This is a genomic window from Staphylococcus caledonicus, assembly GCF_016238465.1.
Classification (GTDB): Bacteria; Bacillota; Bacilli; order Staphylococcales; family Staphylococcaceae; genus Staphylococcus; species Staphylococcus caledonicus.
The window spans coordinates 383,022-397,160 of sequence record NZ_JABTXV010000001.1; the positions used below are offsets into that span (position 1 = coordinate 383,022).

The following is a 14,139-nucleotide window of genomic DNA, read 5'->3' on the forward strand; positions in this document are numbered from 1 at the left end:
TTTTAGAAGTAAAATAAAAAAAACACCATAGAATCAACTGGAGGATTGATAGGAATGAAGATTTTAATGAAGTATTTAATACTGGTGTTAGTAGCAACATTAGTATTAAGTGCATGTGGTAAGAAAGATGGAGATTCACAAGACAAAGCTACATCGAAAACTGAAACATCGAATCATAAAGGCGGAGAAATGAATATCGCCTTAAGTGCTCCACCTTCTGGGACATTTTCAACGCTTTTAAGTACAGAAGGCCCTGACTCAAATGTAGAAGGTTATTTCAATGAAGCATTAATAAAAATTGATAAAAATATGAAACTTAAGCCTTACATTGCTTCTTGGAAAGATATTGACCCTGCTAAAAAGGTCCGTTTCACAATTAAAAAAGGGATTAAGTGGCAAGACGGTAATGAGTTAACAGTTGATGACTGGATTTATTCTTTAAATGTATTAGCCGATAAAGATTATGAGGGTAGTTATTATCCATCCGTAGAAAATATTGAAGGGGCTCCGGAAAAACATGCGGGACAAGCTGACACAATTAGTGGTCTTAAAAAAATCGATAATTATACTATGGATGTAACTTTTAAAGAGAAAAAAGTAAACTACTTAGAAGGATTTTTCGCAGGTCCATTACTTAGTAAAAAATACTTAAGTGATGTTCCAATTAAAGACTTAGCGAAATCAGACAAAATTAGAAAACACCCAATTGGTATAGGACCTTATAAAGTAACAAAAGTCGCACAAGGTGAAGCAATTCAATTAGAGAAATTTAAAGACTACTGGCAAGGTGAACCAGCTTTAGACAAAATTAACTTAAAAGTAATTGATCAAACTCAAATTGTAAAAGCAATGAAAAATGGCGAAATCGACATGGCCGATCAAGCTACAGGAACGATTGCTCAAGAAGCTAAAAAATCAGGTGACGGTAAGCTTAAAGTTTTATCAGCTCCTGGTCTTGACTACTCTATTTTAGGTTTCGTATCTCATGACTATGATAAAGATAAAAATAAAACTGGTGCAGAACGTCCTAAATATAAAGAGAAAAAATTAAGACAAGCAATGTTATATGCAATCGATAGAAAGAAATGGATTAAAGCTTTCTATCAAGGTTATGGTAAAGAATTAAATTCTTTAGTTCCATCAATACATTGGATTGCAGCAGATCAAAAAGATTTAAACAGTTATGAATATAGCCCAGAAAAGGCGAAAAAATTGTTAGATGAACTTGGTTATAAAGACAGAAATGGCGATGGTTTTAGAGAAGATCCAAATGGTAAACCTTTTGAAATTAATTTAAAACAATATTCAGGATCAAACCCAACATTTGAACCTAGAACAGCAGCGATTAAAGATTTCTGGGAAAAAGTTGGCTTAAAAACAAATATGAAAATAGTTGAATTTGGTAAATATAACGATGATTTAGCCAAAGCATCTAAAAATATGGAAGTATACTTCAGAACTTGGGGTGGCGGAACTGACCCTGACCCTTCAGATTTATATCACTCTGATAGACCACAAAATGAAATGAGAACTGTTGATAAAACATCTGATAAATATTTAGATGACGCCTTAGATTTCAACAAAGTTGGAACTAATGATAAAAAACGTAAAGATATTTACGTAAAATGGCAAAAACACGTCAATGAAACACTACCAGCACTTCCAATTGTTCAATTAGATTCAATCTCAATTGTAAATGACAAAGTTAGAAATTACGACATTCAAATGGGAGCAGATTTAGACTTATACAAATTAACCAAAGAATAAAAAACAACCTCGACTAAGGTCGAGGTTTATTGATTGGAGTAGATTATGGATAAGTATTTATTAGAAATTAAAGATTTAGAAACATCTATTAAAATTGGTGATTCATGGTTTCCTACAATAAATCAAATATCTTTAAAGCTTAAATCAAATGAAATATTAGGGATTGTTGGAGAATCAGGGTGCGGTAAGTCGATATTAAATAAATCGGTGATCAGGCTATTACCAGATAAAATCGCTAAAGTTACAAACGGCGATATTCTGTTTGATGGAAAGCATATTATAGATATGAAGGAAAAAGAATATCAAAAAATACGTGGTAAAGATATAGGTATGATTTTCCAAGAACCAATGACGGCATTAAACCCTGTATTTAAAATACAAAATCAATTAATCGAACCAATAATGTTGCATTTGAATAAAAGTAAGACAGAGGCTAAACAATTAGCAACAAAACTTCTTGAATATGTAGGAATATCTAGGGTGAATGAAATATTAAATAGCTATCCTCATCAATTATCTGGGGGTATGCGACAAAGAGTCATGATTGCTATGGCTATTTCATGTAATCCTAAATTATTAATTGCTGATGAACCTACTACTGCGATAGATGTAACGATACAAGCGCAGATTTTAGATTTATTAAAAAAACTACAACAAGAAAATGAGATGGCAATTATATTAGTTACTCATGATTTAAGCGTAGTGTCAGAGTTTTGTGACAAGGTTATGGTGATGTATGCAGGACAAATCGTAGAATATGGTGATATCGATCAAATTTTAAATCACCCTCAACATCCTTATACGAAAAAATTGTTAAGTACTATTCCGAAATTAGATGAAGATGTTGAATATTTAGAAGTTATAGAAGGAATGGTGCCTAATATAACTGAATTTAATGAAAATAGTTGCAGATTTGCTAATAGATGTACTGAAAAGATAGCAATATGTGAACAATGTGAGCCGACACTTTTAAACAAAGGAAAGAGTCAAATACGTTGTCATTTGTTTAATTAACAGAGAGGTAGACGATATGGATAACATCTTAGAACTACAACATTTAAAAACATACTATTTTATTAAGAAGAAATTATTTAAAGAAACACAATATGTAAAAGCCGTCGATGATGTTTCATTTTCAATTAAAAAAGGACAAACATTTGGTTTAGTAGGGGAATCAGGATGCGGTAAATCAACGCTCGGACGATCTATTGTGCATTTAGAGAAAGTCACTTCTGGAGAAATTAAAATTGATGGAGTCAATACTACTAATTTAAAAGGTAAAAAGTTGAGAGAAGCACGCAAAGACTTTCAAATGATATTTCAAGATCCTTATGGTTCGTTGAATCCTATGCAAATGGTTGGAGACATAATTGGAGAGCCTATACGCAATTTCAAAAAAATCGATAAACAGACATTAAAAGAAGAAGTTTTATATTTGCTAAAGTGTGTGGGCTTGAGTGAGGATGCTTACTACAAATATGCACACCAGTTCTCAGGTGGTCAGAGACAACGTATTGGCATCGCTCGTGCGTTAGCAGTTAGACCTAAATTAATTGTTGCAGATGAGCCAGTTAGTGCACTAGATGTGTCGGTGCAATCGCAAGTTTTAAATTTATTAAAAAATCTTCAAAAAGAATTTGATTTAAGTTATTTGTTTATAGCGCATGATTTAAGCGTAGTAAAGCACATTAGTGATGTTATTGGTGTTATGTATTTAGGACACATGGTTGAAATAGCAGATAGCAATGAGTTATATCAACAACCACTTCATCCGTACACAAAAGCACTTATTTCATCTGTGCCACAGCTTAATAAAACTAAATCAGAAAGAATTATTTTAGAGGGAGAATTACCTTCACCTAGCAATCCACCAAAAGGTTGTCCATTCCATACGAGATGTCCTATTGCACAGGATAGATGCAGTCAAGAACAACCACAATTAAGAGAAGTGAAACCCAATCATAAAGTAGCATGTTTTTATAGCAAGGAAGAGTGAAGATTAAAATGATTAAATTAATTATAAAAAGATTTTTGTTAATGATACCGTTGCTTTTTTTGATATCAATAGTTGTGTTTACTTTAGCCATCATCCAACCGGGAGATCCATTCACGGGAAAGTATGATCCTCGTGTAAAACAGGAAGCTATTGAAGCTCAAAAAGAAAAACTGGGGTTAAATGATTCAATACCTAAACAATATATACGTTGGATAGATAATGTTGCGCATGGAAATTTAGGAGAATCTATTAAATATAAAAGACCAGTAGGAGAATTAATTAGTGAACGCTTACCGAATACTATATTATTAGGGACTGTTTCGTTAGTTATTACATATATTATTGCTTTTATTTTAGGAATTCTATCAGGAAGATACCCGTATACACTTGGAGATTATACGATTCAAATTTTTAACTATATTATGTTAGCAGTTCCGTCATTTATAGCTGGTGTATTCGCAATTTATATATTTGCTTTTCAGTTTCCAATATTCCCATTCCAAGGGTCTGTAGATATCAGTTTGGATGAAGGGACATTAGCTTATTATGTAAGTAAGTTGCATCATACCTTATTACCGGCGTTTACCCTAGGGTTATTATCTACTGCAGGATATATACAATATTTAAGAAATGATATTATTGATAATTCTAGTAAAGATTATGTCTTAACAGCTAAAGCTAAAGGGTTATCACTTAATACAATATATAACAAACATATCCTTCGTAACTCATTAATACCTATAGTAACTTTTTTAGGGGCAGATATCGTTAGTATTTTAGGGGGCGCTGTTATTACAGAAACCATTTTTTCTTACAATGGAATAGGTAAACTATTTTTAGAATCGGTGACAGGACAAGATTATCCATTAATGATGGCACTTACATTATTCTTTTCATTCTTAGGGCTATTTGGCAATCTAATATCAGATATAACTTATAATTTTGTTGACCCTAGAATCCGTAGTAATTAATAAGGTAAATGAGGTTGAACATCATGAATGAACATAAAGTAAATAAACAAAAGCTATATTCTCCAACAAGAACAGCTTTTAAAAAGTTCTTTAAAAACAAAATTGCAATGGCATCATTACTATTTTTAATTATAGTTATTATTATTTCAGTTATTGCGCCTTTAATTGCGCCTCTTCCTATAAATCAACAAGATTTATTGAATATAAAAGGAGATATGAGCGCTCATAATCTACTTGGTACAGATTCTGGTGGTAGAGATAATTTTAGTAGATTATTATTCGCTGGTAGGGTCTCATTAGCTATCGGCTTTACGTCTACAGTCGGCATGATTATTATCGGTGTAACTATAGGGGTAATTTCAGGTTATTTTGGAGGAATGGTTGATACGGTATTAATGAGGGTTACTGAATTTGTAATGCTCTTCCCATTCCTTATCTTTGCTATCGTGCTTAATGCAGCACTAGGTGATAAAATTAAAAACCCATATGGCTCAGCTATTATCTTAATCTTCGTGATTATTATTTTAAGTTGGGGCGGCGTAGCAAGATTGGTAAGAGGTAAAGTTTTACAAGAAAAAGAAAATGAATACTTTTTGGCAGCAAAGTCGATTAGTACTCCCACATATAAAATCATCCTTAAGCATTTATTACCTAATATTCTTAGCGTCGTTATCGTTCAAGCTACGTTAACTTTTGCGGGTATGATTGTTGTTGAATCAGGATTGAGCTTTTTAGGTTTTGGGATAAGTAAATCGATTCCTTCATGGGGGAATATGTTAAGTGATGCGCAAGAAGGAGATATCATTAGTTCAAAACCTTGGATTTGGATGCCACCTGCATTAATGATTACGTTCACTATTTTAAGTATCAATTTTGTGGGTGAAGGGCTAAAAGATGCTTTTAATCCTAAAGGAAGAAAATAATAGAGAAACTTGGACAATAAAATATAACGCTATGGGGGAACCGGTAAACGGTGTCTTAAAGTAGATTTTTCAGTAGGTGCCGTCAAGCATCAACAAACATGAAAAGAGCGACAACAGAAATCTGTGTGTTAAGTCAGATTTCTGTCATCGCTCTGTTTTTAGATTATCGTTTGCGACCTAAGCCCATTGCACGTTCCATTTTTTTCAACACTTTGAACGAAGCTTTTTGAGCTTTGTCACGACCATGGTCTAAAATATCATCTAATTTATCTGAATTATAGAATTCGTTATATTTCTCTTGGAAGTTTATTAAGAATTCTTTAACGATTTCGGATAAATCAGTTTTAAATTTACCGTAGCCTTCATTGGCATATTTTGATTCTAAGTCTTTGATAGATTCATTAGTTAAACTTGAGTAAATAGTTAATAAATTTGAAATTCCTGGTTTATTATCGCGGTCAAATTTGATGATACCATCAGAATCTGTAACGGCACTTTTGATTTTTTTAGCTGCTACATTAGGTTCATCTAATAATGAAATAAAGTTTTTTTGGTTATCATCACTTTTACTCATTTTTTTAGTAGGATCTTGTAAGCTCATTACACGACCACCTACTTTTGGCATGCGAATTTCTGGTTTAACTAAAATATCATTGTAACGACTATTAAATCGTTCAACTAAGTTGCGAGTAAGTTCTATATGTTGTTTTTGATCCTCACCAACTGGCACGATATTTGTATTATAAATGACAATATCTGCAGCCATTAGTGGGGGATATGTTAATAATCCTGCTGGAATACCGTCCGTACGTTTTTGTGCTTTATCTTTATATTGAGTCATACGTTCAAGTTCACCAACACTTGAAATCGTTGTGAGCATCCAACCAGCTTGAACGTGAGCAGGGACTTCAGATTGAATAAATAATGTTGATTTTTCTGGGTCAATACCAGAAGCTAAATAAATAGCTGCAAGTTGACGTATCTGCTTACGTAATTTGATTTTATCTTGTGGCACTGTAATTGCATGTTGATCAACTATACAGAAAAAACAATCATAATCGTTTTGTACTTCTGCAAATTGTTTCAATGCACCAATATAGTTACCAATTGTAGGTATGCCACTTGGTTGAATTCCTGAAAATAATGTCTCCATATTAGATGCCTACTTTCTATAATTTAATTCGTATTAACTTGATTATAACAGTATTTCTTTAAATTGTAAGTTATGTTAGTATATATGTATACGTTAAGATTTGAGAGAGTAATATAGAAGAAATTAGAAATTTTTAAATTTCTCAGAAAAATTAGGATTTTCTCATTTAATTTTAATGTTCAACAAGTATACTTTCATTGTAAGGTTAAGAGGACTGAATAAATTATCATTTCTTAATCAATAAATTTATAAATAATGAACAATATTCTTTCAATAGGAGAGTGAGATGTATGGTAACATTATTTACTTCACCAAGTTGCACATCTTGCCGTAAAGCGAAAGCATGGTTACAAGAACATGACATTCCATATACGGAGCGTAACATTTTTTCTGAACATTTAACAATTGATGAAATTAAACAAATTTTAAAAATGACTGAAGACGGAACAGACGAAATTATTTCAACTCGTTCTAAAACATACCAAAAATTAAACGTAGATATCGATTCTTTACCATTACAAGATTTATATTCTATCATTCAAGATAACCCAGGCTTATTACGTCGCCCAATTATCTTAGATGAAAAACGTTTACAAGTTGGTTATAACGAAGATGAAATTAGACGTTTCTTACCAAGAAAAGTTCGTACATTCCAATTACAAGAAGCTCAACGTTTAGTTGACTAATTTTAAAATTTAATTAACGATAATAATATGAAACAGCACTAGTGATAGTGCTGTTTTTTGTAACTAAAAAAGGGAATATGTTAGTATTAGAGACGAATATGAAATAGTTAAATTTAATCAAACAAATAAATTGTAATTTACTCTACGTTCTAATACAATATGATTACTATTCATCGACTGTAAGGAGTGAGATGATATGAGAATAGAACGCGTTGATGATACTACTGTCAAATTATTTATAACTTATAGTGATATTGAAGCTAGAGGATTTAGCCGTGAAGATTTATGGACTAACCGTAAACGAGGAGAAGAATTCTTCTGGTCCATGATGGACGAAATTAACGAAGAAGAAGATTTCGTTGTTGAAGGGCCTCTATGGATACAAGTACATGCCTTCGAAAAAGGCGTGGAAGTCACAATTTCTAAATCTAAAAATGAAGAAGCAATGAATATGTCAGATGAAGATGCTAATGAACAATTTGAAGAACAAGTAAATGAATTATTAGCTAACACACTTGAAAATGACGAAAGCATTGAAGACTTATTCGAGCAACGCGCTCAACAAAAGCAACAACAGAAATCTGAACAACAACAACCTAAACAACGTGCAAGTTTAAGAAATGTTATTGTTAAATTTGATGATTTAGAACAAGTTATTAATTATGCTTATCACAATAATCAAGTTACAGATGAATTTGAAGACTTATTATATATGAATGATTCTAATTATTACTATGCAGTACATTTTGATGATTCAGTTAGTCAAGAAGCGATAAATGATAGCTATAGTCAAATGCTTGAATTTGCTTATCCTACTGATAAAACTGAAGTATATCTTAATGATTATGCGAAGATTATCATGAGTCATAATGTTACTTCTCAAGTACGTCGTTATTTCTCAGATTCAATTGAATAATAATAGACTCTCTACCAAAGTAGTTGTATGCTACTTTGGTTTTTTTATATTTTAAAAAGTAAAATCCTCATTGCTCACGTTTATATATATGAGGTGAGGAGATGCTTGTAGCAATTAATCAATCTGGAGAGCGCGTTGAAGCTCATCGTGCATTAAAAAATGAGAATTATGTTTGTCCTTATTGTAAGACTGAAGTTATTTTGAGAAAAGGTGTGAAGGTAGTACCTCATTTTGCGCATAAATATAATATCCATCGTCTATGTGCAAAAGGTGAAACAGATCAACATTATTATGTTAAATACTGTATTGCTAACCAACTCAAACTATCTGGCTATAAAGTAGAAATTGAACCTTTTTGTCCGGAAATAAAGCAATATCCAGACGTATTAGTAAATTCTAAACATGTGATTGAAGTTCAATTTTCAAGAATAAATTATAGAGAAATTAAAGCACGGTCTAAAGGTTTTAAGCAATTGCATATGTCAGTCATATGGATTATTGAAGATTGTCGCTATATTAAAGGCACATTATTTCTAAATACCTTCCAAGCATACTTTATACATCCTATGACACGGATTCTCTATACATGGAGTAACCAAAAGCAATCCATAATCAAATATTATGAAATTCAACATATAGGAGGGAAGCGGTTTTATGCAAAAAGAACTATATGCGATATTAATCATTTATTCGATAATAAAGCCTCCGTTTACCCTCATATTTACAAACTAACTAATCGACAAGTATCGCACTATATTCATCAATGCAGACGTAAAGATTCTGTATTAGAACCTACTTTAAGCGCAATGTATCAATTAAGGTTAACTGACGAAAAGACGTGCACTAAATTCGGTTATATCTTCCCGGAACAGCTATATATTGAGACACATCCAGTGCAATGGCAATTGCAACTCGCTTTACTAATCCAACAAAGGACCGATCTCCAATATCAATTTAAAAAGCTAATAAGATTTCGCAAATTTTACATAGATTGTCTCTCTCAAGAAGAAATTACAACCCGACTAATCAATAAATTTATAAATAAAATATATAATAGTTAAAACGTGCAATATAGAGTGATTAATGAGAAAATTATAGCATTAGGTAACATAGGAGGTTTACAAATGACACAACAATTAACAAGAGAAGAACAGGAACGTAAATATCCAAATAACACATGGGATTTAACAACTATCTTCGAAAGCGATGAGGCTTTTGAAACAGCTTTAAAAGAAGTTGAAAATTATATCGGCGAAGAAGAAAAATTCAAAGGTCATCTAGGGGATAGTTCTGAAACGCTATATAAAGCGTTAGCGTTAGAAGATGAAATTGGCACTAAATTAGAACAAGTGTATGTATACGCTCATTTAAAACAAGACCAAGATACATCAAATGATAAATATACAGGCTTTGAATCTCGTGCTCATCAACTCATCATTAAAATTAGTTCAGCATGGAGTTTCTTAGTACCAGAAATCTTACAAATTGATGAAGACAAATTACAATCATTCATTAAAGAAAATGATGACTTAAAACGTTACGAATTTGATTTAAAACTAATCAATGAAAAACGTCCTCATATTCTAAATGCCGAACAAGAAAAATTATTAACTGAAGCTCAAGGAGCCTTAACTACACCAGAAAATGTATACGGTATGTTTAGTAATGCAGACTTAGAATTTGATGATGCCATTGATAAAGATGGTGAAAAACATCCATTAACACAAGGTACATTTATTAAATATCTTGAATCTGATGATCGCGAATTACGTCAATCTGCTTATAACAACGTATATAAAGGCTATGGGGCATACAATAATACTTTAGGTGCAACTTTAGCAGGTGAAGTTAAAAAGAATGTCTTTAATGCGAGAACACATAATTATAAAACAGCGCGTGAACGTGCATTAAGTAATAATCATATTCCAGAAGAAGTTTACGATAATCTTGTTAAAACAGTTCATAAATATTTACCATTATTACACAGATATACAGAACTACGTAAAGAACTTTTAGGTATCCAAGATTTAAAAATGTATGATCTTTATACGCCACTAGTTAAAGACGTGAAATTTGAAATGCCATATGAAGAGGCTAAAGATTGGATGTTAAAAGCGTTAGAGCCAATGGGTGAAGAATATCTAGATGTTATTAAAGAAGGTTTGAATAATCGTTGGGTCGATGTGTATGAAAATAAAGGCAAACGTTCAGGTGCTTATTCATCAGGTGCACATTTAACTAACCCATTCATTTTATTAAACTGGTCAGATACAGTATCTGATTTATATACGTTAGTACATGAGTTTGGTCATTCAGCACATAGTTACTTTAGCCGTAAACACCAACCGTCAAATTCAAGTGATTATTCAATCTTTGTAGCAGAAGTTGCATCAACATGTAATGAAGCTTTATTAAGTGATTATATGGATAAACATTTAGATGACGAACGCCGCTTATTATTATTAAACCAAGAATTAGAACGCTTTAGAGCAACATTATTCCGTCAAACAATGTTCGCTGAATTTGAACATACAATCCATCATATTGAAGAATCTGGCGAGCCACTTACTGCTACACGTATGAATGAAGAGTATGCGAAATTAAATAAACAATACTTTGGCGATGTAGTGGAAACTGATGAAAATATTAGTAAAGAGTGGTCACGTATTCCTCATTTCTATATGAATTATTATGTTTACCAATATGCGACAGGTTATAGTGCGGCACAAAGTTTAAGTCATCAAATCTTAACTGAAGGTAAACCAGCTGTCGAAAGATATATTAATGAATTCTTGAAAAAAGGTAGTTCAAATTATCCAATTGAAATACTTAAAAATGCTGGTGTAGACATGACTACACCTGAACCAATTGAACAAGCTTGCGAAGTCTTTGAACAAAAATTAGATGCATTTGAAAAGCTTATGAAAGCTTAATATGACTGTATCCGTTTACAATATGTCAAGTTTGTGACAATTTAAATTTTAGGGGGCTTTAATATTGAAACACCCATTTGAGCGTGTTATATTATGAGCATGAAATTAATCACATAACAAACATACCCCTTTGTTTGAAGTGAAAAATTTCTCCCATCCCCTTTGTTTAGCGTCGTGTAATCAGACACGGCGTTTTTTTATGTTCAATTTTCCTTTTAATAATTTTCCCAACTTAGAAATATTTGATTACCTTTTTTGAATGTTACTACCTTAATAACTAATTTAGTCACTTTCACCATAAATCTATATTCTTTCTTGAAAATAATTTTTTTAATATAAAAGTTTGTTATTATAAAAATAGTACGATAATAAATTATTTTAATGTAAAGGAGTATAGTGATGAAAAAATTAGTTTTATTAGGAACTATTATTTGTCTGTCATTAATTTTGGTTGCATGTAGTAATTCTGGAAAACAAAAAGAACCTTCAGAAGAAAGTAAGTCTGCAAATAAATATGAATATGTTTATTATGAAGTTTTAAATGATGGTGATTCTGATACGCCTAATGTCGAAATTAAATATAAAGATAAAAAGGATAAAATGCATGTCGAACGTACAAGTTTAGATAAAGTATACGAACACATTTTAAATGACGGAAATGAAAAACCATACATAGTTAAAGATGGAAAAAAAGTACATATATATAGACCACCATATATGACATACGGTGAGGATGAAGTTGAGGGAGAAGCGGTATCGAAAGAAAAGGTTACTAAATAGGGTGGTGAGTATCTAATGAAATCATTCATAATAAAGTTTAGTGGAGCGTTAGTAATTAGCTTGTTATTATCGTTTGGAGTGATGGTTCATCAATTAGATGCAGCGACTTCTAGTGGAGGATCATCGAGTAGCTCGTCTTCTTCAAGTTCTAGTTCCTCATCAAGTAGCTCATCGTCAGCGGCTAGAAGTTCTACATCATCAAGCTCTTCTATGAGTCGTTCAAGTGCGGCCAATGCTTCACGTTCAGCTAGACAATCTAGTCAACGTGCAGCTGAACAAGCTGCTAAGACCAATGGAATGATGTCGAAGGCTAAACTTTCTTCAAATCAACGTACACAATCGGCTAGTAAAATGAACAGTAGCACTCAATCATTACTGAGTCCAAGAAGAAAGTACAGTTCTAGTACATCATCGTCAGCACAATTTTTATCTACTGGCTTTTATAATAATTGGTTGTTTTATTATGCTATTTTGAATCAAGGGCAGAATAATAAACGTAGTAGTGTTAATTACCAACTTAATATGTTGAAACAACAAATGAAACATAACGAAGAATTATATACTGTGACAGTTAAGACGAAGCAAGGTAAGCGAGTAATTGTTTTACCAAAAAAAGAATACGACAAAATTCAAAAAGGTGATAAAGTAAAAATCAAGAACGGCGTCGTTCAATCATCATAATTAGTAAATACGAGACTAAGACATTAATAAAAATGGCTATGAAAAAATCGATTCTCGTAATCCTCATAGCTATCTAGACATAAAAAAGCCAACCAGTGCAATCGCATTGGTTGGCTTTTTAAAATTCATATTTTAGGCATTTTAGATTGCCAAAAATTTCCTTCTGGATATTGAAGTTTTTCGATTTTTTGTTGTAATGCTAATTTTTTAAGTTCTTTATTAAGTAACTTTTCAGGCCATTCATAGATGGTTAAAAGTTCTTCCATAGTTACCAATTGTTTCTTTTGAATATACTTTTCTAACTTAGGTGGAAGATTCTTTTCGATTGGTGTGCCCATTAGCTCATTAATAATATAAGTATAAATGTGGTAAGGGTATAACCCTTCAACTTTTAATCCTTCTTCGTGAACATCTTCACTGAAGAAGACGAGAGAAGGGGATTGTTCAATTTCCATTTCGCGTGCAATATGCAAATCTATTTTTAAACTCTCAGTTAATTTATTTTTTTGTAGATCATCTTTGAATACATCATAGTCTAAACCAGCATTTTTAATACAATCGCAAATCATATTTTCCGTTACTATATCTCTTTTAGGAATAATTTCATTTTGCATTAAATGTATAAAGCGTTCTGCTCTAAGTCTTCCTTGTAGTTCTGCCGCTTTATAGGCTAATGCGATATTGTCAAAGTCTGATGTACTTTGAGCTTGGCATTTTGTTAGAACTTTTAAAGAAGGGTTTAGAATATGTCTAATGCGAATATATTGATTATATTCAATTCTCAATTTCGAGATAATCGCTGATAATTTAAAACAATCTGTATTAAAGGGATCGAAAAATGAATAAATTTCAATTTTATTTACAGGTGACAGATTAACATCTTCACGACTTTTATTGTCTACGATTTTCAGTTCTTCAGCCATGTTTTACTCACCTTCAATTATATTTAGGAATTTACCATATGGTTTGCAGTTAGACGCAATCTTTCATATAAATAATCTCCAACACCAGCAGGGAATTGCGCTTCAGTTATTGCTATATGCATATTTTCTAACCATGCATCTCGTTCGTAAGGTGTTATTTTAAATTCCATATGTCTCTTTTTTAACATTGGATGCCCATGTTCTTGTGTATATAGATTTGGTCCCCCAAGAAATTGAGTTAGAAACTGTTTCTGCTTTCTACTCGTTTCAGCAAAATCTCCAGGAAATAAATGATTGATGCGGTCGTCTTTTTCAACTAGTGAATAGAAGTGGTCAATCATGTTATATAGGGCTTTTTCACCTATTACTTCGTATGGCGTTTTAGACATAATATCACCAATTTCCATTAA

Annotated in this window: 14 protein-coding genes; 11 read left to right on the forward strand and 3 right to left on the reverse strand. The window is 31.9% G+C overall.

Going from position 1 to position 14,139, the window contains the following annotated elements:
* The first annotated feature begins 54 nt into the window (after positions 1-54).
* The 5 genes from opp4A to opp4C are packed head-to-tail and all read left to right on the forward strand — an operon-like array spanning position 55 to position 5,657.
* Positions 55-1,767 (forward strand): oligopeptide ABC transporter substrate-binding protein, encoded by a 1,713-nt coding sequence (gene opp4A / locus HS848_RS01845; RefSeq protein ID WP_198611050.1) that lies wholly within the window; start codon positions 55-57, stop codon positions 1,765-1,767.
* 45 nt (positions 1,768-1,812) lie between these two features.
* Positions 1,813-2,781: an ABC transporter ATP-binding protein gene (locus HS848_RS01850; protein WP_107508627.1), complete on the forward strand. Its 969-nt coding sequence runs from the start codon at positions 1,813-1,815 to the stop codon at positions 2,779-2,781.
* A 16-nt stretch (positions 2,782-2,797) separates the two neighbouring features.
* Positions 2,798-3,763, forward strand: coding sequence for an ABC transporter ATP-binding protein (locus HS848_RS01855; RefSeq protein WP_198611051.1), 966 nt, complete (start codon positions 2,798-2,800; stop codon positions 3,761-3,763).
* 8 nt (positions 3,764-3,771) lie between these two features.
* The gene (opp4B, locus tag HS848_RS01860; RefSeq protein WP_198611052.1) at positions 3,772-4,734 is read left to right on the forward strand and encodes an oligopeptide ABC transporter permease; all 963 of its coding nucleotides are present in this window, start codon (positions 3,772-3,774) and stop codon (positions 4,732-4,734) included.
* A 23-nt stretch (positions 4,735-4,757) separates the two neighbouring features.
* Entirely contained in the window at positions 4,758-5,657 is a 900-nt protein-coding gene (gene opp4C, locus HS848_RS01865; RefSeq protein ID WP_198611053.1) for an oligopeptide ABC transporter permease, read from the forward strand.
* A 163-nt stretch (positions 5,658-5,820) separates the two neighbouring features.
* On the opposite strand, the gene trpS is transcribed toward opp4C, so the two are convergent.
* Complete coding sequence (gene trpS, locus HS848_RS01870) at positions 5,821-6,810, reverse strand: tryptophan--tRNA ligase (protein WP_107508623.1); 990 nt, start codon at positions 6,808-6,810, stop codon at positions 5,821-5,823.
* 290 nt (positions 6,811-7,100) lie between these two features.
* Between trpS and spxA the strand changes: the two genes are divergently transcribed.
* The 6 genes from spxA to HS848_RS01900 all read left to right on the forward strand — a co-directional run bounded on the left by spxA (position 7,101) and on the right by HS848_RS01900 (position 12,806).
* Positions 7,101-7,496: a transcriptional regulator SpxA gene (gene spxA, locus HS848_RS01875; RefSeq protein ID WP_103166349.1), complete on the forward strand. Its 396-nt coding sequence runs from the start codon at positions 7,101-7,103 to the stop codon at positions 7,494-7,496.
* Positions 7,497-7,692: 196 nt separating this feature from the next.
* Positions 7,693-8,412 (forward strand): adaptor protein MecA, encoded by a 720-nt coding sequence (mecA, locus tag HS848_RS01880; protein ID WP_107508622.1) that lies wholly within the window; start codon positions 7,693-7,695, stop codon positions 8,410-8,412.
* Positions 8,413-8,513: 101 nt separating this feature from the next.
* Positions 8,514-9,473 (forward strand): competence protein CoiA, encoded by a 960-nt coding sequence (locus HS848_RS01885; protein WP_198611054.1) that lies wholly within the window; start codon positions 8,514-8,516, stop codon positions 9,471-9,473.
* Positions 9,474-9,536: 63 nt separating this feature from the next.
* Positions 9,537-11,345, forward strand: a complete 1,809-nt coding sequence (pepF, locus tag HS848_RS01890) for an oligoendopeptidase F (protein WP_198611055.1) — start codon at positions 9,537-9,539, stop codon at positions 11,343-11,345.
* A 399-nt stretch (positions 11,346-11,744) separates the two neighbouring features.
* On the forward strand, positions 11,745-12,125 hold the full coding sequence (locus HS848_RS01895; protein WP_198611056.1) for a hypothetical protein: 381 nt from the start codon (positions 11,745-11,747) through the stop codon (positions 12,123-12,125).
* Positions 12,126-12,140: 15 nt separating this feature from the next.
* On the forward strand, positions 12,141-12,806 hold the full coding sequence (locus tag HS848_RS01900) for a hypothetical protein (RefSeq protein ID WP_198611057.1): 666 nt from the start codon (positions 12,141-12,143) through the stop codon (positions 12,804-12,806).
* A 125-nt stretch (positions 12,807-12,931) separates the two neighbouring features.
* Here HS848_RS01900 and yjbH read toward each other — a convergent pair whose 3' ends face one another.
* Both yjbH and HS848_RS01910 read right to left on the reverse strand, forming a co-directional pair.
* Positions 12,932-13,729 carry a protease adaptor protein YjbH gene (gene yjbH, locus HS848_RS01905; protein ID WP_107506959.1) on the reverse strand — a complete coding sequence of 266 codons (798 nt, stop codon included), beginning with the start codon at positions 13,727-13,729 and terminating at the stop codon, positions 12,932-12,934.
* 23 nt (positions 13,730-13,752) lie between these two features.
* On the reverse strand, positions 13,753-14,118 hold the full coding sequence (locus HS848_RS01910) for a globin domain-containing protein (protein ID WP_232806087.1): 366 nt from the start codon (positions 14,116-14,118) through the stop codon (positions 13,753-13,755).
* Positions 14,119-14,139: the final 21 nt, after the last annotated feature.

Bases quoted from the DNA above. Each gene is read 5' to 3' on its own strand.
- opp4C (WP_198611053.1), top strand. From the start codon at position 4,758: ATGAATGAACATAAAGTAAATAAACAAAAGCTATATTCTCCAACAAGA.
- trpS (WP_107508623.1), bottom strand. From the start codon at position 6,810: ATGGAGACATTATTTTCAGGAATTCAACCAAGTGGCATACCTACAATT.
- HS848_RS01895 (WP_198611056.1), top strand. From the start codon at position 11,745: ATGAAAAAATTAGTTTTATTAGGAACTATTATTTGTCTGTCATTAATT.
- pepF (WP_198611055.1), top strand. From the start codon at position 9,537: ATGACACAACAATTAACAAGAGAAGAACAGGAACGTAAATATCCAAAT.
- HS848_RS01885 (WP_198611054.1), top strand. From the start codon at position 8,514: ATGCTTGTAGCAATTAATCAATCTGGAGAGCGCGTTGAAGCTCATCGT.
- HS848_RS01855 (WP_198611051.1), top strand. From the start codon at position 2,798: ATGGATAACATCTTAGAACTACAACATTTAAAAACATACTATTTTATT.
- mecA (WP_107508622.1), top strand. From the start codon at position 7,693: ATGAGAATAGAACGCGTTGATGATACTACTGTCAAATTATTTATAACT.
- spxA (WP_103166349.1), top strand. From the start codon at position 7,101: ATGGTAACATTATTTACTTCACCAAGTTGCACATCTTGCCGTAAAGCG.
- opp4B (WP_198611052.1), top strand. From the start codon at position 3,772: ATGATTAAATTAATTATAAAAAGATTTTTGTTAATGATACCGTTGCTT.
- HS848_RS01910 (WP_232806087.1), bottom strand. From the start codon at position 14,118: ATGTCTAAAACGCCATACGAAGTAATAGGTGAAAAAGCCCTATATAAC.
- HS848_RS01850 (WP_107508627.1), top strand. From the start codon at position 1,813: ATGGATAAGTATTTATTAGAAATTAAAGATTTAGAAACATCTATTAAA.
- opp4A (WP_198611050.1), top strand. From the start codon at position 55: ATGAAGATTTTAATGAAGTATTTAATACTGGTGTTAGTAGCAACATTA.
- yjbH (WP_107506959.1), bottom strand. From the start codon at position 13,729: ATGGCTGAAGAACTGAAAATCGTAGACAATAAAAGTCGTGAAGATGTT.
- HS848_RS01900 (WP_198611057.1), top strand. From the start codon at position 12,141: ATGAAATCATTCATAATAAAGTTTAGTGGAGCGTTAGTAATTAGCTTG.